The following is a 21,299-nucleotide window of genomic DNA, read 5'->3' as shown; positions in this document are numbered from 1 at the left end:
TAACTACTACAACTAGATTTTAGATCTTATACTGTTGCAAAACTACCGTTTACTTAATGTATGTCTTTGCAGTTGATCAAGGAGCGGAGGCGAACCAATTTTGTACATGGTCAACTCAGTTTAAAGAACTGTTGGAGCTGTTCCCTTTTCGGAAACAAACATGTATGGCTCATTTGCAATTTTGGCTCTATACATCGCCTTATCCGCTAACTCTATTAGTGTAGATAAACTACTTGAATCATCTGGGTATATACCGATACCGATGCTAGCTCTAATGGTTATTTCATGACAGAGTGTACTTACGTACACTGGGGCTGAAATTAGCTGATTAAGTTTATTCGCTATCGACTTTGCTTCCGAAGTTTTGTCTGTAGTTTACAGAGAATAATGTAGGTGTTTTACATAAGGGGACTGACGTACAAAACTTTGTTTTCAACCGTTTAGACTACCTATTGTGGAAGCGTCTATCAGACAATGAGTCATTTGATGGTATAAGTAAAAAAGAACTTGGAAAACACTTTGAGGATTTCCAATTTTCATTCCGAACCTCTGTTGAACATTACTTTCCACAAACCGATCCATCGGGCGCAAGTAAGATGGAAGACGTTGATCGCTTCGGCAATCTTTGTCTTATTTCGCCAAGCAGTAACTCAAGGCTTAGTAATTACTCTCCGCAAGATAAGAAGACGTTCTATCAAGAGAACAATCGTGCAGAGAGCTTAAAGCAAGCAATTATGATGAGCTACCATAAGTGGGGGCCTGATGGAGTAGGGCGAGAAAATATCCTTAACCATGAAACTCATATGATCAAGACTCTGTGTAATCAGTAGTGTAAGTTGTAAGAGCTAATCTTGAATAAATAAAGTTAAGCGGACTTCGTAACTCTGACTCGGTTCCGCTTCCATATAAGTTAATTCAATGTTTTACTTGTACTAAATGAAAAAAGATAACTCGAATTGCTCTTATTCCGTGCTGGCAACTAGGAAGGAATCCTTCGTAGTTGCTTAAATCACCTTTGCCCCTTTTCGTGCTAGCGACGCTCAACCTTTCAAACCTCTGTGAGGTGGCTTGACCTACGTTTTCTCATACTTTGTGTGAGTCTGCGGATTAAGGGGCTTACCACTCTTAACCATTTGTAAAAGTTATATTTACTGAGGTGGTATATTTGATTCATAATATGCATCTTGTTGGTAGGTTGTGAAGTTTGAATATTCTGAAATGGAAAGTGATAAAAAACTAAGAGTAGTATTTGGTCTAAAGAGGGCTTCAGTATTACCTGGAGAAGTTTTGATCTATCCGTCATTTGATAACTGGAATGACTTTGGATTTAAGATCAAATGTACCTGTTCTATATTCAACACGCTAACTGATAGCACATTTACTTTTGGTACTTATATTGGCTTTCTGTCTTTGGATTCAAACCAAGTAAACAGTAAAACCCGCAAGGAAATGAATGAGGAGTCGAGAAACTTATCTAAGAGGTTTTCAAAAGATCCTGAGGCGTTTAACTCTTATATCGATAGTATGCAGTTTTTTACAATGCTACCCAGTATGGCTGACTATCGGATGGTTGTTGAAGCTCTGGGTTCAGAGCAATTAAAAGTTGTTTTACAAGCGATTAACGACATGGTGCTCCATAAGGATTCATCTGATAAATGGGTTGATGCTGCAACAAAGTCTGAAGTGTTCCAACTAGGGTTCATGCGACATTCCGAAGGGTTCTTTGCATTCAATAATGCAGACAGCTTGTTAGCAGGTGTTCAAGATGAAGTCTTTGGTGGGATATCACAAGAGTTGGATCTAAATTTTTCTTTAGACGGGTTTAAGAATCAACATACAATCCCTTTAAAATATGACCATCAAAGCATCATACCCAAAAGAATAAACGTTTTAATAGGAAAGAATGGGCTAGGTAAGAGCCAAGCATTAAAGTCATTTTGTAGGGCCGCACTCCAGTATAAAGACCCTTCTATTTCCCTAGTTGATCGTTATAGCAAAGGGCGCCCTATGATTAATAGGCTCCTTGCTATTGCGACACCAGGAGAAACTCAAAATACCTTTCCTGGTGAAAGGGTAGCTACGCAAAAGTTATACTACCGTCGTTTATCTTTAACTAGAAATGGTCGAGCTAAGAGATCTCGGTCGATAAATGAATTGATCATCCAATTGGTTCGCTCTGACGAAGTAATAGGAAGCAAGTCTAGATGGCAACTTTTTATCGAAGCTTTATCAAATACGATACCTATCGACAAGGTTGTGGTGCAGAAAACTAGTGGAAGTTATTTACAATTAATTAAATTGAACAAGCTAGGTGGGGAACAAGAGTCTCTCGAACATTGGGGGAGCATTGATACGGGGGCTGAACCTAAGCTCAAAATTGGAGAAGATTCACACTCTCTTAGTAGTGGACAGCTTACATTTCTAAAGTTCGCTCTTCTTTGTTGTCTTTATATTGAAAATGGCTCTTTTGTTCTTTTAGATGAGCCAGAGACGCATATGCATCCAAATATGATTGCAGATTTTGTAGGATTATTGGACCAATTGCTCGAAGATACTGGCTCTCAAGCGCTTATTGCAACTCACTCTGCATATTTCGTAAGGGAAATAAGTCGTGAACAAGTTCATGTTCTTCTCAAAAATGTGTCAGATGAAATATCTATTGTGTCTCCAAGACTACGGACTTTCGGAGCGGATATAGAATCGATTTCTCAGTTTATTTTTGATGAAGATGTTGATAACAGATTGGCAGAGAAACTTTTCAGCAAGGTAAAAAACCTGTCATTTGAAGAAGTAAAAAGTAAGCTTGAGGGGGAGCTGTCTATGTCAGCTATGTTACAACTACAAGATAAGATGTTGAGTGAATGAAAAAACTTAACTTACCTCAAATTCAAGATGTTAACATTTTGCATACGCTGGCACAAAATCAGAACCTCCATAAGACTAGTTACCCTATCCTGAGACAGCAGATTCATTTGGTTGAAGCTGCTTACGTAGATTACACAAATAGTAATGGTAACCCTTGGAATATCGCTAATGTAGGCATTACAGCGGATCTACAAACAGCATTGCGAACACACTATAAAAGCCCTCCTACGTCATTAAATTTTATAGAAAGTCTACGAGATTCTTCACCAGAAGTATGCCCGATGTGTGGTGGTTTTAAGCCTACGGAGTTAGACCATCTATTGCCGAAGGAAGATTATCCTGCATGGTCAATTTTTTCACCAAATTTAGTTCCAGCATGCAGTTGTAATCGTGAGCGAGGTAGGCTTCTTAAAGGGCGAGCTGATAAACAAGCTCGAATATTACATCCGTATTTTGATACGTGCCTTCAAGAAAGAATATTGACAACTACCTTTATTCATTCAAACGACTTCAGTTTGATACGAGCAAAAGTCTGCTATGTGGATGATAACCACCCTGAAATCGAATCGATTAAATATCATACCAAGAACGTAGTTATCAAAAATGATATAGAAGGGTGGATACGCGGACAACTGAATACGCTTGTAGAGTTTCCTGCCAATGTTGTTAAAGGCATTTCAAGACGAAGGACAATAGACAAGGATGAGTTGGTCGAAAAACTAGAAGATTTACTCGAAAGCTATGATGAGCAAACAGGTTCAAAAAACAATTGGAACTCAATACTTGTGCACGGACTTCTTAACGCACCTCAACTACATGACTGGCTAGTTGAACGCCATAATGATGTGGTAACCCGCTAAGTAATCTTCTCCATCAATAGTGGACACCAACTTAAGCGACTTTCCATATTTGTAGTTATCAATAATTTGCTAACTTAGCAAAGTCGCTGACTCGCTTCTGTCCAGAGGTGTGATATCGCTGAATCACGGCAAACACACCTTTGCCCCTTTCCTTGTTAATCCAATACTTGGATTAATGAGATCAATTTGGGAAAACTAATTTCCCAAATTTTTTAGAAACTTTCATTCATCCAGACGATGTATGCTCTCTATGTCAAAGCTAATTAGAAATGTACTTAACTCGAAAAGTGCAACTGTCTGTTGAAATGTATTCTATCCTGTAAGTTAAAAAAACTTTTGGGCTTCGCAATGCAGTTGGGCTTACTGATTAGCACCATCTGTCAGGAGCTTGATTAGGTTCTGCTTAACTTCACTTTTGAATTTCCCAAAATTACCCAAGTCTGTCAGCCAGCCAAACAATCCAGCGATTGGGCCATAAACAAGAAATGCGGTAAGAACACAACCGATGAACACAATGCCAGATAGGACAATCCATCCAATTACACCTGGACCTTTAGCAAATTCATCAAACATATATGCAATGGCAGTTAACAGCCCCGCACCAAACGCAAACGTGTATTGAAGTTTATCTTTGTTAGGTCTTAAACAAGAAGCGTATCGCTCTTTAGTAGACAAGTCTGTATATTCGTTGGAGTTATGATTCGCAATGCCCACTAGCCGTGTGTTCGCTTTACTGTTGATGAATAGTAGGCTAACTCGCTGGCCTTTCAATAGGTCAATTTCAGAATTGATTGTGTACTTGAGTTCACGTCCACTATCAAAGCGTACCCAAAAAACCGTTTTAGCAGATGAGCTACTGGTAATTTCGGCAATCTCAGGCCCGTTACTGGTCATCACTCGGCTTGTGTGGATGTGAGTTTGAGTCAATACATCTGAGTCGATGACTTCGCCGCTGCTTACTGAATATTCACCTTTATATGCGCCTTTGCTGGCAGCAGACATTTTAATTGCTAGTTCCATTTTATTCTTTTCTAAGACAGTTATATGGCCAATATTCAAACACTATTATCAATAAAGTCAAGATGTTAGATAAATTTTTAGAGACTGACATATAAGAGAACGATCACATTAGAAAAAATAAAACTAATTGCAGGACAAATCATTACGCATGTTGAAAAACTTAAATAGTGCATCCGACTGCTAAAACACACCATCAACCAGGCTAAATCACACCGTGACCTACATTGCCAATTGTAAGCGAGACCTTGCCGCTTACGAAGAACAATTGACATAGCTACAAGATGAGCAGCAGTAAGGAGCCACTTTGTGGCAGCGAAGCAACGTTGTAAATAGACTTAGCAGGTTGTTCTGGATTGGCTCTGTCCATCTTCGAGTCAGCTTGATCTGAGCTGACTCATTTTTGTCCAGTTGTGAGCTACGATACCAGCAGATTGATTTGTACGATCTAGCCATAACTTTTCAGAGTTAATATGACGATCAGATGTCTAATTGTATTCCCATGCATGGGAATGGGGTAGCTTGCTTAAAATCAGCGGCACTTTATTTCGTTGAACATGCTGATTTTGTTGATTCTCATGAGTGGGAATGGCTTTATTCACCATTTCTCTTCGATCCCACTGTAGGCTTTCAGTTCGATACTTTCTCCTTTCGGCACTATATGCATTTCCAGATTTAGCGATGATAAGATGCGAAATAGCGTCTGAATCCTGGTGGTCTCTGGATTAATCTCAAACTTGGAAATAGTGTCTTGTTTTAGACCCACGGGGTCGGCAGCCTTAGCTTGCGACAGGTTCTTGTGTTTTCTTTCGTCACGCAGATGTATTGCTAACTGCCTAGATGATGTTATCAACATAACAATTCCTCGTATCTACCCACGATAGAGGGTAGTTTGTGCTTTACCCGCAGTCAAGGGTAAAAAGGAAAAACAGCCCCATCGGGGCTGTTGGTTCTATTCTACTTTTTGTTTGAGTTCTTCGATTTTTCTTCTTATTGCTACTGCTTTTGTATCAGTTTTTGATGAGTCACGGTCACGAAGCTTTAGAGGGGTTAGCTTAGAAAAGACTTTAACGAATCTCATAAGGCTAGCTTTGTCTTCAAGGTTAAACTTACGCTTACTGCGCATATGCTCAACAGATTCTTTATCATCTTCTTTAAAGAGAAACTCGTTATAGTAAGTATCAGGCATTCTTGCAGCTCTGAGTCTGTTTTTCACTCGGTACAAAGCCTGATGGATTTCTTGTGCTTCAAGAACATCAATCTCATCTTCACCCTCTAGCTCGTCAAAAGCATCTGATGCTTGATGTATCAATGCAGCAATCTTGCAGACTTGCTCTTCTTTTGAATTAATAACAACGCTTTGCTTTTCATGCAGTTCTTCTTTTCTGTACTTCTTGTATAGCGCATTTGCGGGTTTGAAGTGAGACATAATTTCTTCAAAGTTGTGCTCAGTGATTTCGTACTTTCCAGATTTCGCTTCTTCAGTGCCATATTTGGCAATGAGGTGTTTTATAGAACGCGGAGAGGAGGGGGCAGTGATCGGTAGCTTTATTAATGTTATATGTGTTGCGTTGCCGCTACCATTTATTAACTCAGGATCTCGGACAATAATGTAAAGTATCTTGCCGCTTTTGTTTTTTTGAAATCGCGGTAGGGGAGATTTCTTTTGTTTTGGTGTTACTGTAACGTTATCAGTTAATTCATTATTTATTTTTTTAAAAATACTCATATTATTATCTTTTTATTATTATTTTTATATTTTAATTATAACATTTAAATTTATAATATAAACTATAATGTTATTGTTTGTATTAAATTCTTTAGTTGGTTTTTTTATTTTTAAATGATGGTGGTTTTTTCTATTTATATTACAAAAATAAAAATATAGCTTCAGCCCTCTTTTTTAAATTAATATGTATTTTCAGCGATATCTTTTGGTTTCTTCTTGATGTTGCGTCTTCTGTTCTGCTTTTTGTTGTCAGCAAAGATACCTTCGTTTTTATATGTTTTTTCTATTTGTTCAATGGCTTGGTTAATTGCCAGGTCTTGATCTCCATGCGCCGCGACAGGGGTTATTTTCAATTCCCAATGATTTTTTTTGTTCAGTTCGAAGAGGATTAGAAGCAGATGATAGAAGAATTTACTTAGCGTCTTAGATGCTGAGTATATGCCTTTCTCTTGTTCGTAAATTGTGTGGACGAAAGCTCTATCGCGTCTGTTGATGCGCTTGCCGTGGTACAACCAGAAATCGATAGCATCCTCTATCTCTTTTTGATATTGCTTTCGTCCTGAGATAATGAAGCAGTTAAGCATGTGCTTATCCCATTCCTCGGCTTGCTTCTTTACTTTGTCAGCATGTGCTTCAGCATCTCTTCTTACTGTTTCAAATCTATGCACTGTATTTTCTTTTTGCGATTCAAATATTTCTCTAACTGCATAATTTTCAACTTGTGACTCGTCATAACTACTTATCATGTTTGTATCACTTGTTAGAACACCAGATTTTATTAATCCACCTAAGGTGAACTTGTTCCCACTTCTAAGCTTAGATGCGGGTATGATGAAGTCATTGTATTTGTAAACAAGACCAATGAATTTTTCGTTGTTTCTGTCTTCTTTAAGTATTATCTCAACGCCGTTTCTTAATAGCGCTATTTGATAAAGAGCCAAGCTCGCTTTACTAGTGTGCTCATCGTTTACACCTAGTTTCGTTAGATTATTTGCCCTGGCTTGCACTAACGCTGGCAGCTCTTTAATGCTTGATTCAACTAAGCGTCTCATCATCAACTTCACTGAGTGAGAGTGCTTGTCCGAAGTGACTGCTTCACCTTTTGCTAGTACTGATGCTGAGTTTTCTAGCTGTCTTAATCCAAACTCTTTTTCTTGTTCGCGCATTACCTCTTGGGCGGTTTCAACAGACATCCAGTTCGATATCACTTTGTTTGTTTCCAAGTCTTGTGTTGATACTGTTATGTGTACGTGCTGAGAATCAGTATCTTCGTGTCTAAATGCGATGTAGCGTGCGTTTTTGTAACCTAGGCGGTTCATTGTCTTTCTAACGGTTTTACGCCATTGCTTGTTTGTAAGTCGCTCTCCTTCGTCTATAGATATGACGAAGTGGCGAAAAGGGTGTTTGACTGTAGGGTTGTGCTTATAGCTGCTTTGCAGTTCAGTGATAGCATCGTGCCAGTCCGCACCAGTAGCTAGCTCACCCATTTCAACAGGTATGGATTCGATTTCATTAGCGCAGATGAAGAATGAGTGTCCCTCGGATGCAGGAGCATGTTTTGTTTTACCAGCTCCATATTTAACTAAGTTGTCTGCGTCTTTCTGTTTAGCGCCGTATTCGACGAGGTTCTGTGCGTCTCTGGCGGTTTGTTGACTTCTTGTGCATTCTAATTCTGTAAATATCATTTTATTGTCTCTTTATTATTATCGTTAGTGAGAAAGTAATAAGAAAAGGTAGATAAACCCGCCTTAAAAATAAGGCGGGAATTCATGATTTATAATTCAGCTTCTTCTAGTATCTTTTGTTTGCATATCTCATCTAACTGACGCGAAGATAAGTATTTTAAAGCTAGTACTTTAGCTGTTGCTGATGAGTGAGAATCTATTGCTAGCTTGCGTATAATATCAACGATCTTCTCAAGTTCTTTAATGCATTTACTCAGTTCAGCTATCTCAGCGCTGTCAGCATCTTCAATGTTCTCTGCAAGCACTTGAAGTGCTTTTGATAGCTCTTTGGTTTCTTTAAAGTACTGTAAATACGCTTCGTCATTGTTCGGTCGCGGCTCGATTTGGTTTGAGATAATATCTCTCAGAAAAGCAGCATCAGATCGGTAGTTGTAACTATTTCTGCACGCTGTGAAGTGTTTTTTTGTTTCTTTAGTTACATGTGTTTTTATTGCTACATCGCATAAGTCTTTAGTTTCTTTGCGCTCTTCTTTGAAGCCGTTTTCTACTGCATCGAGAATGTGACGCGAGTCATCAACAGCATTTTCATCAAAGTTATCTGGATTATTTTTAACGTAAATACTTTTTACTATGTAGTTACAAAAATGCGCATGAGAACTAAATGTAATTTTTGATGTGTTTGAAAATTGAGGAAGAAGAGAAGGTACAATAAATTGTAATTCTTCTAAGCTGTAATCTGTCTGCTCGATAAGCGCTCTTAGTTTGTCTTTATTTTCTCTTTTTGTGTTAACTACTACTTCTCTTATTATTTTATTTAAGTCTTCTTTTTCTGAAATCTTCATTTTATTATTTCTCTTTTTATTATTATTTTTATTATCTAGAAAGAAACAGCGTGCGACTTAGCGATAACTGCGAAGCATGTTAGCGCAACCGACTAGCAGGAGGCTAAAGCTACAAACGACCAAATTGGAACAAATTGGGAAGAGCAGTATCCGCTTGTTAATTTATTTTTTCTTATATTATAACCATAGATACTATACAATTGGAATTTATTTTTTGTTCTTCACTGTATATAACCAGGTTTAATTTTTTGGTTATTTAAAAATTATCGTACTAATAAATATAAATGTTTAGATTATTTAAAATGATGAAAGGTGATTTACTTTAAATTTTAAATAACAAAGTAAATTCTACTTATATTTTTTCATGCAGTATTTAGTATGCTATTTATTTTTTGTAAATTAAATTGTTTTCCTTATGGATGTCTATATTTTATGGTTTAACATTTGGTTGAATATAGGTCCAAAATCATAATTTTAATGTTATCTTGATAAGATAATAAGAAATTTATTAACCGAGGGCTAATATGTTATTGGTTTGTTTATATGTTGAATCGTCTGTGTTGTTGGAGTTCTTTTCCTTATTGTAAACTTTTCTCGTTTAGACACATACATAGAAGAATCAGCCAGTTCAATCATATCCTGACTGGTTTTAGTTGGGTTATCAGAGTGCTTGTCGTATAAATAATATCCTGTTGAAACTGTAACTTTGATTTTTTGTGCATTGAAGCTCAGTGGATTGGTTTGTTTAAGTAATTCATCTAGTGCCAAGCACCATTCATGTACTTGACTTTCTGAGTAATTTGGTAAGATCGCAATAAATTCGTCTCCTCCTAGACGGGATATGCAGTGTGCAGGCTTTTCTAATGATTTTAAAGTTGAACCAAAGAGTTTCAACGCCTCATCACCTAAGATATGACCACCATAATCATTGATTAATTTTAAATTATCCATATCCATAAATACTACTGCTATAGTATGAATCTCATTGTTTTTCAAAGACGAATCTATAGCGTTCAGGGCAGCTTCACGGCTCTTAAGCTTTGTTAGATAATCATGATTAAGTCGTGATTCAAGTTGCGTGATTTTTTGCATAAGTTCTTTGTTTTTTTGCTCTAAATGAAAAATCGTTTCTTGCAGTGTTTTCTCGTAGCGAGAGTTAACTCTGTCTTCGTGTCTCTCAATAGAATCAAATACCATCATTCACCCAACATCAGTTTTAACACAGGCGTTGAGAATACATAGTACTACGTCGTAATGTGTCGTATTTGTTTTGCTTATTATCCAATAGAAGTATCAATAATAGATTTTAATTTGCATAGAAAGCTGATCTAAACCTGAGCTATGTGGAGGTGATTCTTATTGTAATCCATATCGAGAGATATTGATTGATTTTTGTTCATGTGACTTTTTCCGTCTTCGTTTGTTGACCATTACGCCTATTGATAGTTCAAGAGGTAAACTCGCTTGTGGTTTAATAACGTATTGATACGTGTTGAATACTGACGAATAGACAGTTTATCTGCTTAGAAAGGGCGATACCTTTTAGGGGGACTTTACCAACCTTGAGCTTGTCATATGCGGCCAGTCCTTTTGGTGGAGAGCAATCTTCGGGGCTTCAGCATCTAGCAGTTTCTCAACCAGCAACTTTTTGAGTCGGACATTTCCTCTTTTAGTGCTTTTAGACGAGCTTCAGAGGGCATCCAGTGCAGCGTATGTTTTGCGGCATGTTAAAACCATCCTAGATTCAAAGCTTGCTGCAAAGCGCTCGGTCTGAAATACCTTCTTTCGCTCCCTTTAAAATGGCAATGGTTTGCTTTTCATTGAGCGTTTTTCATGCTCACGATTTTTTGGATATATGAACATTGCTCGATATTAACTGAATTAGATTAAGGGGACCTGGCCAGGTTATATACGACACATTATGTCAGAAGTTGATGTACTCTTCATTTTATTGAATTGTCAGGCGAAGTGACGAACTCATAGTTGCATAAAAAGGACAAAAAGCGTATTAATATTTAGAATTATAAATAAAAAAATCAATGTGTTGTATGAAATTTATCCGTTTCACGCGTAGTGAGCACGAACCTCACAATGAGTCGGATATCTTTTGAATCATTATATTCTATACAAGTTGGATCAGATGGCTAAGCGAGCAAGCACCCAAGAATCTTTAGTAATTGCGTTTGAAATTTTGAAACGTATTCCTAAATTTCATCAAACTACAGCAAAAGAACTACATGAACAACTGTGTCAAATAGGTTTAGTTCGTGATTTGCGAAGTGTCCAACGGACGCTGGAGATGCTTTGCGAACATTTTGATATTGTGCGCGATGATCGTAGTAAGCCATATGGTTATCGGTGGGATAGAAACAGTGAAAGTCTGGCGTTACAAAACCTAACACCTCAAGAAGCGTTACTGTTGGCATTGTCCCAAGAGTATTTGACGCATCTTCTACCAGCTAACTTACTTTCGTCACTTGATGGGTTCTTCCAAGAAGCTAAATACCAACTTAATCCTAGTTTAATCAATAGTAAGGAGCGTCAGTGGTTAAAAAAAGTTGCTGTTGTTAGTGAAACTCAACCTTTACTTCCACCTAAAGTTGACTCCTGTGTTTTTCAAGAAATTAGCAACGCGCTTTATCATAATCGTCTATTAAACATCGAGTACTATAATGCTCGACAAGAACATAAGTCAGGAATAGTGATGCCCTTGGGGTTAGCGCAACAAGGGCATAGACTTTACCTTGTTTGTCGTTTTGATGGATATGACAATGAGCGTAGTTTAGCCATTCATAGAATTACAAAAGCAGCTAGTTCGACGTTCACATTTGAGCGCCCCAAAACATTCAAGCTAAGTCAGTATGATGCTGATGGCAGGTTTCGTTTTGGTGAAGGGGAGAAGTGCTCTCTGTCGTTCTCTATCACAAAGGAAGCTGGTTTCCATCTTACCGAAACACCATTGTCAACAGATCAAACTATTACTGAGTCAGACAAACATTATAACGTGTTTGCGACAGTAGTTCGTTCGAAGCAGCTCCAGCATTGGTTAGATGGCTTCAAAGAAAATATTTGGGATGTGTGCTTAACAAGTATCGATAACTAATCTGTTAACTGTTTGAAAAACTAAAACGAGAACAAATATGAATACTAAACTTGTATCTCAATGGGGATTAACTCCTGAACTGTCAGAAAAGCTAGGTTTATTCGATGAAACTGATCGAACATTTCAGGCAATTTTGAAAAGAGATATAGAACTGTTTCTAAAGAAAGCAAAGTCTTTTAGTCCTATACTCGAACTACTCAATCGCTGCTACAAGTCTGTTCAGAACGAAATGTCAGCAGAACGCTGGGTCAGTTTAGATAATGACATATATTTTGATAAGTCGGTACTTGGCTTTTGGTTTATAAAGTCAGAGCCGTCTTTCTTTAAGGATTATGATGCAGGGACAGAATTAAGTTATGTTGAAGATGACATAAACAACATAATTTTAGATCCAATCAATGAGTGGTCAATCCCAAACAAAGAAGAGTTGTTAAATCTAACTACTCTAAGTAGTGTTCCGTTTGAAACATTTAATGGTAGGCCATATCAATATAACCGCGCATTGTATGATCTTAATGATCATGTCTCGGGTTTTCTGTGTGATCATAATAAGCTCCATGAGTGTGCGTTTGGAATGCCAATTCCATTCCTATCGTCTGATGTTAAAGCAATGACTAATAGAGAACTATTTATTGAGATTCTCAAGCGCGGCTTTAAGTTCGTAGAGCTTAAAAATAATGAAGATTATCTAACTCTATTAAAGATATTCCATCTTGGAGATAAGAGCCTTTTCAGTAAGTATACAAATATTGCTGATGAAGTAATAGGTAGGGCAGTAACGCAGAAGGTAGTTAATTCGCTTCTTATTGAAGATACAATACGGGCTGATATTAGCCCTTACCATAAGAAAATCCTTGATGATACCGAGTTGGGTCATTGGTCATTGTGGCAAGATGAAATAGATACTAGTGCTTCTATTACCGTCGATTTACCAACCAAGCTAGTTGCACGAGATCCAAAAACAAGCATTAATGATGGTGTGGTATCAATTGACTTCGGTACAAAAAGCACAGTAGTTGTATATCAGAAAGATAACATCAATATTCACCCGATGCGTATTGGTACTGGTGACCTTAGTAAAGAGATTGCTTCTCATCACTATGAAAACCCAACCATCATGGAGTTTATCAATCTAGAGTCCTTTACGAGTGCCTATAACGCTAAAGCAAACAAACCTTATACACGTTGGAAAGATCTAACAATATCTCACACTGCACAAAACTCCATGCAAGGTAGTGAGTCAAGCAAATTCAACACGTTCTTAGATGAAATTAAGCAGTGGGCGGGTGATAAAAATAGAAAACTCAAGATCGTAGGTCAGAATGGAAAGGTTATCGATTTACCTCCATTTCTTGAGTTAAAAGATGATGATTTCAACCCAATTGAAATCTATGCCTATTACCTAGGTTTGTATATTAATAACCTCAATAACGGTATCTTCATGGATTACATTCTCTCTTTCCCTGTCACGTATGAAATGCCAATCCGTGACAAGATTATCGAGAGTTTTGAAAAAGGCCTTAAGAAGTCGCTTCCTGCTGAACTTGGCGAAGGAACGATTAACCAGGTCACTGTGACTAAAGGTGCAAGTGAACCTGCTGCTTATGCATTGACTGCTTTACAACAGTACGGTTTTGATCCAGAAGGTGATGAGCGTGTGTTTTATGGCGTATTTGATTTCGGTGGTGGCACGACAGACTTTGATTTTGGCATCTACAGCGAACCAACAGATCGCAAAGATAAAAGACGCTTTGACTACGTGATTGAACACTTTGGTGCGGGTGGTGACAAGTTCTTAGGAGGAGAAAACCTATTGGAGCTTCTTGCTTTTGAAGTATTTAAAAAGAACAAGAGCGCTCTGCTTGAAAAAGGCATTCAGTTTGAAAAACATCCAGAAAGAGATGCGTTTGCAGGCAGTGAGCAGCTCCTAAGTAACTCCCAAGAAGCAAGAATGAACACCAAGCAACTTTGTATTGCTTTACGTCCATTCTGGGAAGAGCATGAGGACTTTTCATTCGATGCGTCTGGTGAGCTTTCAGTGACGTTGACAGATATTAATGGTGTTCGACACTCTGCTTTTGCTCTAGATATTGATTTAGAAGAGCTGAATCAAATCTTGTCAGATCGTATTGAACGAGGAGTTGAGAATTTCTTTGATGCGTTACGCTTGGCATTTAGTAACAGTCGGCTTACATTAACAGATATCGATAATGTGAAAATTTTCCTTGCTGGTAATTCTAGTCAGTCAAGCTTTGTAAATACTCTATTTAAAAAACATATAGCTATACAGCACCAAGACATGGGCGTATCTGAAGATGAAAGCCGTTTTGAGTTGTTTGCTCCTTTAGGGACTGATAAGAATGATGTTGAGAAGCCTACGGGTAAAACTGGCGTTGCATTTGGTCTTATCGAGTCTCGTGATGGTGGCAGCGTAAAAGTTGTCGATCATAACATTGCAGATGAAGATGTTCGCTTCAAATACTACCTGGGTGAAAGTCGTAAGAAAAAATTCAAGCCTCTAATCGATAGAGAGATGAAGTTAAATCAGTGGTATGACTTCATAGATGCTTATTATGACACGTTTGAAATCTTCTTTACGGAACAGCCAAGTTCAAGCACTGGTCAGATGTCGATAGGTGACAGTAGCATTAAAAAGAAAGTAGTTAAGCTTGATGTAACGAATGAAGAAGCTCTTGTTTATATTAAGTTAGTATCACCAACCGCAATCGAGTATGTCGTGGCAAATGAAGCAGATATTGTTAAAGAGCAATACCTAAACGAAATTCAACGTATTGAGCTATAAGGTAAAAGAATGATTGTTCCTCCGACCCTGATCCCAAGTATTATTACAACAATTACCAAGATTGCATCTAGCATTGGTCCCATGATTGCCAAGTATGCCCCGATGGTCATTGAGGTTGTTGGTAAAAACTTGCCGAAAGTTGTAAATACAGTAGAGGCCATCAGCCTGGTGGCTGATGTATTAAAACCTAACGAACGTGCTGACGAGCTTGGCGCGAAGGCAATGGCAGCGGAAAAGACGCCAGAAGATTTCGAACAGATCAATGATTACATCGATTATTTGCGAAATGATGTAATCATTGATGAAGAAAACCTTAGCACTGATGCTGTTGATGTAATAACACGTCAAGCTGTTGGTGTTGCAATTGCCGTAAAAGGTATGGAGCAAGCATTGGAAGCAGATGTTTCGATTCCATTCTTAAACGCTATCAGTGAGCTTGATATCGATCCGACAGTCGTTATTGCCCTTGTGAAATCTTATGAATCAAGTGGTTTAAATTCAGATGATGTTCAAAAGTATTTGGGTAATTCTTTGAGTATTGAGGATACTCACCGACATAGTAATGTATTCGTTAATGCTTATCAGACTGCCAATCCAACGATGAGTGTGGAAGAAGCAGAAGATGCTGTAATGGATTTACGCTAAGGATTTATGATGTCAGACAAAGCGTTAGCAGAACTAATTCGAACAGCAGAGCATAAAGTTGAATCCAGAGAATACTTAGAGAAACCAACCTGGCTTAATGACCATGACTTTACTTTATATCACATAAAAGAAGTCACCTTTGATGAAGACTCGCCGAGAAAAGAAGCGTTTGAGAATGTATTGAGTTCACTCAGCATTGAAGGGGTTATATTCATCTATGTTCTGTTAAGTGATGGTAAAAAGGTCAATTTCTTATTTGGTATAGCTAAGGATAAAAAATACAAAGGTGAATTAGTTCTTGATGTTGATGATATAGGCGAATCAATTCTAAAGCCCTCACTCGAAGGTAACTTTAGAGGTAGTGTTGTAAGGCGCCTAGATAAAGTAGAGCGTGTCGTAGTAAAAAGCACCATAGAGTCGTATGCTCATATAGCAAAGTTAGACGGAGTACCGAGTGTTCATGAAGATAATGAACAATTCCAAGGGGTTGACCGCCTAGTTGATATTATGAATGGTGATAATTTCTGCTTGATGGTAATGGCAGATCCTCTATCTCTACGAGAAATCAATCAGATAGAGAGCCAGTTATATAGTATTTACAACAAGCTTTTGCCTCTATCGAAAAAAAGTGTTCAGGATGGCGATAATTTTTCAACGACTCAAGGCACGTCGGAAGGATCAACTGACACTACCTCAACAGGGGAAAATGACGGAATTAGTATTACTAAGAATACAGGGAAATCAGTAACAATAACTACTGGAACAAACAAAACTGGTAGCAGCGAGCAAACCTCACGAAGCGCTGCTGAAATTGACCATCATAAACATCAAAATGGTTCTGAAGCGAAAACTAAAGGGACAACGACTTCAAAATCAATTGCTAAAAATGTGGGTAGCAATACATCAAATCAAAAAGGCAGGTCATCAAGCGAGTCACGAGAGTATGGTGATAAATCAATACAAGAATGGCTTACCTATATTGATGAGGTATTATTGAAACGCGTACAGGTTGGAAAAAATAAAGGCCTTTATTTATCTAATGTTTACCTTTTTTCTGACTCGATAGCAAGTGTACTAAAACTTGGGAATACAGCTCGATCTATATTTTCTGGTGAGGACATAAATAAATCACCTTTAACGTTTAAGAACGTAGCCAATCCAAATGAGCTAAATGCAGTAAAGAATTTCCAATTCCCCATGCTTAAAAAAAATTATAAGGATTCGCTTGATGGAAGTATTAGCAATGAACAGCAACTAGATTTACTTTTTTCTAGAAAGCCATTTAATCGTTATTTGTGTAATTGGTTGTCAACTAATGAGTTGAGTGTAGTTGCAGGTTTGCCTCAAAAAGAGATAGTCGGCTTAACACTGAAAGAAGAAGTCGAGTTTGGTTTGAATGTGAGTTCAGAGATCGAAAATGAAAACCAACTCTATCTAGGTAATCTAGTGAAAAGTGGTTTACATCAAAATATCGATGTCAATATAGACAAGAGAGATCTTGATAAGCACACCTTTATCGCTGGAGTTACGGGTAGTGGTAAGACAACGACTTGTCATCGTTTACTTGAGTCAGCAAAAATGCCATTCTTGGTAATAGAACCTGCAAAAACAGAGTATCGGGTATTAACCAAGAAGAGCAAAAACATTCTTATTTTTACTCTTGGTAACGATAATATTGCCCCCTTCAGGTTGAATCCTTTTGAGTTTTTTCCGCACGAAAACATTACTTCTCGTGTTGATATGATCAAAGCAAGTATCGAATCTGCTTTTGATATGGAAGCGGCAATACCTCAGTTAATAGAAACTTCAATCTATAGAAGCTACGAGAATAAAGGTTGGAATATTGCGACGTCTAAGAACAAGCGATTTGATGATCCGTTCGCTCCAGGTGTTTATGCGTTCCCTACCTTGAGCGACCTGATTGCTATGACTGAACAAGTCGTTATGGAACAGGGATTTGATGACAGGCTGAAACAAGATTATATAGGCTCCATTAAGGCTAGATTGCAAGGTTTACTTATTGGTTCAAAAGGGCTAATGCTAGATACCCCTCGCTCTATTAACTTTAAAGACTTAGCGACTAAAAATGTGATTTTAGAGCTTGAAGAAATTCGCAATCCAAGTGAAAAGTCGCTTGTTATGGGTTTTGTGCTAGCTAACTTAAATGAAGCGATTAGAGCTAATTATTATGAGTATCAGAGTGAAGGAAAGAAGTTCCGTCACATTACTTTGATCGAAGAAGCGCACCGATTGTTATCGAAATTTGAACCAGGAGATAGCCAGAATAAGAAACAAGGTGTTGAAGCGTTTGCCGATATGTTGGCAGAGGTTCGTAAGTATGGTGAATCACTCATTATCGTAGACCAAATTCCAAATAAACTCACACCAGAAGTGTTAAAAAATACCAACACAAAGATCATTCATAAGCTTTTCGCAAAAGATGACAAAGAAGCTGTGGGTAATACGATGGCTCTTTCTGATGAACAGAAAGACTTTCTATCCAACCTTGAACCTGGCCGAGTGATATTATCCAGTTCAGGTATGAGCAAACCGCTTCAAGTTCAGATCAAAGAACTTGTTAGTACGACCAATGAAAAAGATGTGTCTCCTAGCGACATTAGTCAACTTGCTCTTGCTTACTATGCAAAGAATTATAAGTCAGGTTTAATTCAGGGCTTAGAGCTATTAGAAGAGGAGCCTTCTATTGATGACGTGGAAAAGTTTCTTCATGGTGAAATTGCAGAAGCCTGGTATGACACGTTAGGCAAAGAAAAAGATAGACGCAGACTTATTCAATGTTTGGAGAAGTTTGGCTGGGAGTTTATGTATCAATATATTTCCCTATGTTGCTATAACCCAAGTAGTGCAAAAGATAAAGAGACCCGAGAAGGTACATTGTATGACTTCCTCTCATGCTTAAATGAAGATAGCGAAACTCGCATTTCAATGTATCAGCGAGATGAATTCAGAAAAGATATCAAAGTGAGAGGCTAGGAATTATGGGTTTTTGGAGTAGCGTGAGCAGTTTTGTAAGTAGTGCCTGTAGTGCAATTGGTGATGCTGTATCGAAAATAGGCTCAGGGATTGCCAATGTTGCGGCATCTATTGCTAGCTTAGGGGTCAACCTGGCTGAAAAAGTAGGAGAGGCGGTAAAAAATGTGGGTATTTCTCTAGGTATTATCCGTCCTGAAGAGAACATGGAAGAACTTGGTGAGAAAGCAATGCTGAGTGAGAAGACTCCCGATGATTTTGCCTCAATAAGTGAATATATCGACCACTTAAGAAATGATGTGGTGATTGACAAAGAAAAATTCGATAACCTTAGTGATGCCGAGAAATTGGCGAGATCATCTATTGGTGCTTCTATCACCTTAAAAGGTATTAATGAGAAACTTGATACTGTTGTAAGTCCATCATTTATGGCAACAGTTGCCGCACTAGATTTAGAAGCGAAAGAAATTATTGGTACGATTAAGGCGTATAAAGAGAAAAACCTCAATACTGATGACTACAGCTTGTATTTAAAAGATGAGTTGAGCATTGATGAGAGCCATAAGCATGCCAGCGCCCTAGTTGAGGCATATCAAAAACTTGAGCCTGAGCTTACGACTGAACAAATCGAAGACAAGGTTATGGAGTTAAAATTTTAAATGTCTGACTTTATCATTCAGGCAAAGAAGAATCGAGTTCAAGCAAACCGAGTGATTGGCGGTGAGCTTGAACCTATTTTATTTGCTGGTGAAATGGCTGTTCCTCAAGAAAACTTCTGGGATATTTTCAAGAATAAGATTGAGTACGTTGATAATGAAACCTTAGCTTTAGTGATTATTTCGGACGATAAGAGCTTCCAGGTTGACTCTGATATAAGTATTTCAGATAGCTTTGTTAACTCTGTAAAAGAAATTGGTTGGCTTACAGAAGAGTTAATCTTTCCTGGGGCTGCTGTAGCAAGTTATCCCCAAATTGAAACACCAATTCCATATACTGCACCTTCTTTTTCGTCTGTCGCATCTAGCATAAAAGCCGTTGACACATCGGAGATGGAGGAACTCTCAGATGGAACGAGCCTTCAAGCTTTCTATCGAAAAAAAACCAGAGATTACGGACGTAGGTAAGTGCTATGGATATTAATATTCAAACCTTATTAAAGGCTCTGGATGATGAAAAAGTGCGAGCAAAGGTGCGTGAGATAGTTGTTGAAAAAAATGATTGCGTAGAGCCACCGTTAGAAACTGAACAAGTATCCAGTTTTGATGATTCTGAATTAGAGTGTGTGAAAGAGAGCCTACAAAAGGTTGAGAGTGAGAACGAAGACTTGAAACAATTTATTGATAAGTTAAAGTCTTTGCTTTGTATGGAGAAAGAAGCTAAAGAAAAGGCTGGAGTTAGGGTTGAGCAACTTTCTGAACAAAATGGGGATAAGGATCTGTTGGTTGTGAAACTACAGGCTGATCTTAAACTACTAGCAGAGACGAAGAATCAGTTACAGAATGATGTGACCGAGTTAAACCAGAAGCTTGAGTATTACAGAAATAATTTCCGTGATGATCTACAAGTTCTCGAGTTATATAGCCGATTGTCAGAGCAAACACTTCAGTCTTTATCTGGAATCTTTAAAGATACAACAGTTCAAGGTTTGATTTCTTGTGGGATTCAAGAGAAAAATATTTCTAATCTATGGGATTATGCGAAGAGTGAAACAGTCAACGGAAATAATGGTGATATAGCTAATGTGATTTCGCTATTCAATCTGTTATTTAAGCGTTTTACTTTAGCTTATCCTATGTTCGCACTTCAAGAGGTTAGCTCTGGGGACTCGTTTGACACTCAGTGTCACATAAAACATAGCTCTAGCCACAACACAAGTGGCTCTATCACCCAGATTATGCTTCATGGTTACGTTAATACCAAAACAGGTAAAGTTATTAAACCATCTGTCGTGAAGTTGTAGCTTTAGCTGGATGTTCAGAAATAGAAAAGCGACATTCATAGAATGTCGCTTCGATCTATATTATTGCTCAGTAATAAACGGATAAACAGGGTCACCCCATAGCTCACTACTACCATCCATCATAATCTTGATGATAACTGGTAGAACCTTTTCCAAGAGCACGGTGCAATCTCTTAATTGCTGTCTATTCGCAGAGCTGCTATAAGTCGCACCACCGTGAATTATTTGATTACGCAGCGTGTAAAGGCGTGAGAATACGATAGAAAGCACTGACGCTGTGTTGTTATGCCCAAGTGCTGTATTAGCTGCGACCTTAGCTTTACTGCGAGCTTCTTTCCATTCTTGTTCACTAATGCGTCCCGCATGGTAGCTCCAATAGCTTTCAAGAATAAACTCGTTATCGAGCAGTGCTCGTATTACACCTGAGTAGTTTTGCCAGACAATTTCAGCTAACAAGTTATCAGAATCTAGTTCAACAAGGCGAGATAAAAACTCTTGGTACAAGCCACGCTCACCGTAGTTTGCTTTTTGTTCAAAATCTTGAGCGTAAGCTGAGTTGAAAGCTATCCAAAGGAAAGTAAATGTAGAATCATCATCTTCACATGCTTCCGCTTTCTTTAGCCAACTTAGAGAGCGATGCACACGAGTAGAAAGTGATTGCGAATAGCTATTTCGCTCACGACGGTGACGTTCTTTTAACGTATTAAAAGTAAGCATTTGTTCCTCTTAATTTTTTGTTTTTATTTTTCTCGAAGGCCAAAATCAGAAATTTAATCAAATTGCGTAAATCCAATTGGAT

16 protein-coding genes and 2 pseudogenes are annotated in these 21,299 nt (G+C 38.0%); 10 read left to right on the top strand and 8 right to left on the bottom strand.

The window, feature by feature from the left end:
* Window positions 1-120: 120 nt before the first annotated feature.
* Window positions 121-354, bottom strand: a pseudogene (locus tag LIX84_RS23555) (diguanylate cyclase domain-containing protein); the annotation flags it as partial.
* A gap of 89 nt (window positions 355-443) precedes the next feature.
* Here LIX84_RS23555 and LIX84_RS04030 point away from each other — a divergent pair.
* The 3 genes and pseudogenes from LIX84_RS04030 to LIX84_RS04020 all read left to right on the top strand — a co-directional run.
* Window positions 444-830 (top strand): annotated as a pseudogene (locus LIX84_RS04030) (HNH endonuclease family protein); the annotation flags it as partial.
* A 388-nt stretch (window positions 831-1,218) separates the two neighbouring features.
* Window positions 1,219-2,865 (top strand): ATP-dependent nuclease, encoded by a 1,647-nt coding sequence (locus tag LIX84_RS04025; protein ID WP_226420695.1) that lies wholly within the window; start codon window positions 1,219-1,221, stop codon window positions 2,863-2,865.
* The gene (locus LIX84_RS04020) at window positions 2,862-3,725 is read left to right on the top strand and encodes a hypothetical protein (RefSeq protein ID WP_194552883.1); all 864 of its coding nucleotides are present in this window, start codon (window positions 2,862-2,864) and stop codon (window positions 3,723-3,725) included. Before LIX84_RS04025 ends, LIX84_RS04020 begins: the two co-directional genes overlap by 4 nt.
* 360 nt (window positions 3,726-4,085) lie before the next feature.
* On the opposite strand, the gene LIX84_RS04015 is transcribed toward LIX84_RS04020, so the two are convergent.
* From LIX84_RS04015 to LIX84_RS03990, 6 genes are all read right to left on the bottom strand, one after another.
* The gene (locus LIX84_RS04015) at window positions 4,086-4,745 is read right to left on the bottom strand and encodes a hypothetical protein (RefSeq protein ID WP_031847057.1); all 660 of its coding nucleotides are present in this window, start codon (window positions 4,743-4,745) and stop codon (window positions 4,086-4,088) included.
* A 595-nt stretch (window positions 4,746-5,340) separates the two neighbouring features.
* The gene (locus LIX84_RS04010) at window positions 5,341-5,598 is read right to left on the bottom strand and encodes a helix-turn-helix domain-containing protein (protein WP_226420694.1); all 258 of its coding nucleotides are present in this window, start codon (window positions 5,596-5,598) and stop codon (window positions 5,341-5,343) included.
* 96 nt (window positions 5,599-5,694) lie between these two features.
* Window positions 5,695-6,471, bottom strand: a complete 777-nt coding sequence (locus tag LIX84_RS04005) for a hypothetical protein (RefSeq protein ID WP_226420693.1) — start codon at window positions 6,469-6,471, stop codon at window positions 5,695-5,697.
* A gap of 179 nt (window positions 6,472-6,650) precedes the next feature.
* A complete protein-coding gene (locus LIX84_RS04000) occupies window positions 6,651-8,156 on the bottom strand; it encodes a relaxase/mobilization nuclease domain-containing protein (protein WP_226420692.1) in 1,506 nt (501 codons plus the stop codon).
* A gap of 89 nt (window positions 8,157-8,245) precedes the next feature.
* Window positions 8,246-8,998: a chromosome partitioning protein ParA gene (locus LIX84_RS03995; RefSeq protein WP_226420691.1), complete on the bottom strand. Its 753-nt coding sequence runs from the start codon at window positions 8,996-8,998 to the stop codon at window positions 8,246-8,248.
* 519 nt (window positions 8,999-9,517) lie between these two features.
* Window positions 9,518-10,198, bottom strand: coding sequence for a GGDEF domain-containing protein (locus LIX84_RS03990; protein WP_226420690.1), 681 nt, complete (start codon window positions 10,196-10,198; stop codon window positions 9,518-9,520).
* A 940-nt stretch (window positions 10,199-11,138) separates the two neighbouring features.
* Between LIX84_RS03990 and LIX84_RS03985 the strand changes: the two genes are divergently transcribed.
* The 7 genes from LIX84_RS03985 to LIX84_RS03955 are packed head-to-tail and all read left to right on the top strand — an operon-like array spanning window position 11,139 to window position 20,500.
* The gene (locus LIX84_RS03985) at window positions 11,139-12,101 is read left to right on the top strand and encodes a helix-turn-helix transcriptional regulator (RefSeq protein WP_226420689.1); all 963 of its coding nucleotides are present in this window, start codon (window positions 11,139-11,141) and stop codon (window positions 12,099-12,101) included.
* A 37-nt stretch (window positions 12,102-12,138) separates the two neighbouring features.
* Window positions 12,139-14,904 carry a molecular chaperone DnaK gene (locus tag LIX84_RS03980; RefSeq protein ID WP_226420688.1) on the top strand — a complete coding sequence of 922 codons (2,766 nt, stop codon included), beginning with the start codon at window positions 12,139-12,141 and terminating at the stop codon, window positions 14,902-14,904.
* Window positions 14,905-14,913: 9 nt separating this feature from the next.
* A complete protein-coding gene (locus tag LIX84_RS03975; protein WP_080936791.1) occupies window positions 14,914-15,549 on the top strand; it encodes a hypothetical protein in 636 nt (211 codons plus the stop codon).
* 6 nt (window positions 15,550-15,555) lie between these two features.
* Window positions 15,556-18,543 (top strand): ATP-binding protein, encoded by a 2,988-nt coding sequence (locus LIX84_RS03970; RefSeq protein ID WP_226420687.1) that lies wholly within the window; start codon window positions 15,556-15,558, stop codon window positions 18,541-18,543.
* A 23-nt stretch (window positions 18,544-18,566) separates the two neighbouring features.
* Window positions 18,567-19,199, top strand: coding sequence for a hypothetical protein (locus LIX84_RS03965; RefSeq protein WP_226420686.1), 633 nt, complete (start codon window positions 18,567-18,569; stop codon window positions 19,197-19,199).
* Entirely contained in the window at window positions 19,200-19,664 is a 465-nt protein-coding gene (locus LIX84_RS03960; RefSeq protein ID WP_226420685.1) for a hypothetical protein, read from the top strand.
* Window positions 19,665-19,669: 5 nt separating this feature from the next.
* Window positions 19,670-20,500, top strand: coding sequence for a hypothetical protein (locus LIX84_RS03955; RefSeq protein WP_046875439.1), 831 nt, complete (start codon window positions 19,670-19,672; stop codon window positions 20,498-20,500).
* A gap of 60 nt (window positions 20,501-20,560) precedes the next feature.
* On the opposite strand, the gene LIX84_RS03950 is transcribed toward LIX84_RS03955, so the two are convergent.
* Entirely contained in the window at window positions 20,561-21,217 is a 657-nt protein-coding gene (locus LIX84_RS03950; protein WP_025499129.1) for a HEPN domain-containing protein, read from the bottom strand.
* Window positions 21,218-21,299 lie beyond the last annotated feature (82 nt).

Origin of the sequence: Vibrio sp. E14, from assembly GCF_020515785.1 — a bacterium.
In the GTDB taxonomy this organism is placed as follows: Bacteria; Pseudomonadota; Gammaproteobacteria; order Enterobacterales; family Vibrionaceae; genus Vibrio; species Vibrio diabolicus.
Note: the sequence above shows the minus strand (reverse complement) of the source record. Positions and strands in the feature narration are given on the sequence as shown.

Coding starts and splice junctions, on each gene's coding strand:
- LIX84_RS04000 (WP_226420692.1), bottom strand. CDS start 8,156: ATGATATTTACAGAATTAGAATGCACAAGAAGTCAACAAACCGCCAGA.
- LIX84_RS03960 (WP_226420685.1), top strand. CDS start 19,200: ATGTCTGACTTTATCATTCAGGCAAAGAAGAATCGAGTTCAAGCAAAC.
- LIX84_RS03950 (WP_025499129.1), bottom strand. CDS start 21,217: ATGCTTACTTTTAATACGTTAAAAGAACGTCACCGTCGTGAGCGAAAT.
- LIX84_RS04010 (WP_226420694.1), bottom strand. CDS start 5,598: ATGTTGATAACATCATCTAGGCAGTTAGCAATACATCTGCGTGACGAA.
- LIX84_RS03995 (WP_226420691.1), bottom strand. CDS start 8,998: ATGAAGATTTCAGAAAAAGAAGACTTAAATAAAATAATAAGAGAAGTA.
- LIX84_RS03955 (WP_046875439.1), top strand. CDS start 19,670: ATGGATATTAATATTCAAACCTTATTAAAGGCTCTGGATGATGAAAAA.
- LIX84_RS04015 (WP_031847057.1), bottom strand. CDS start 4,745: ATGGAACTAGCAATTAAAATGTCTGCTGCCAGCAAAGGCGCATATAAA.
- LIX84_RS03970 (WP_226420687.1), top strand. CDS start 15,556: ATGATGTCAGACAAAGCGTTAGCAGAACTAATTCGAACAGCAGAGCAT.
- LIX84_RS03980 (WP_226420688.1), top strand. CDS start 12,139: ATGAATACTAAACTTGTATCTCAATGGGGATTAACTCCTGAACTGTCA.
- LIX84_RS04020 (WP_194552883.1), top strand. CDS start 2,862: ATGAAAAAACTTAACTTACCTCAAATTCAAGATGTTAACATTTTGCAT.
- LIX84_RS03985 (WP_226420689.1), top strand. CDS start 11,139: ATGGCTAAGCGAGCAAGCACCCAAGAATCTTTAGTAATTGCGTTTGAA.
- LIX84_RS04025 (WP_226420695.1), top strand. CDS start 1,219: ATGGAAAGTGATAAAAAACTAAGAGTAGTATTTGGTCTAAAGAGGGCT.
- LIX84_RS04005 (WP_226420693.1), bottom strand. CDS start 6,471: ATGAGTATTTTTAAAAAAATAAATAATGAATTAACTGATAACGTTACA.
- LIX84_RS03990 (WP_226420690.1), bottom strand. CDS start 10,198: ATGATGGTATTTGATTCTATTGAGAGACACGAAGACAGAGTTAACTCT.
- LIX84_RS03975 (WP_080936791.1), top strand. CDS start 14,914: ATGATTGTTCCTCCGACCCTGATCCCAAGTATTATTACAACAATTACC.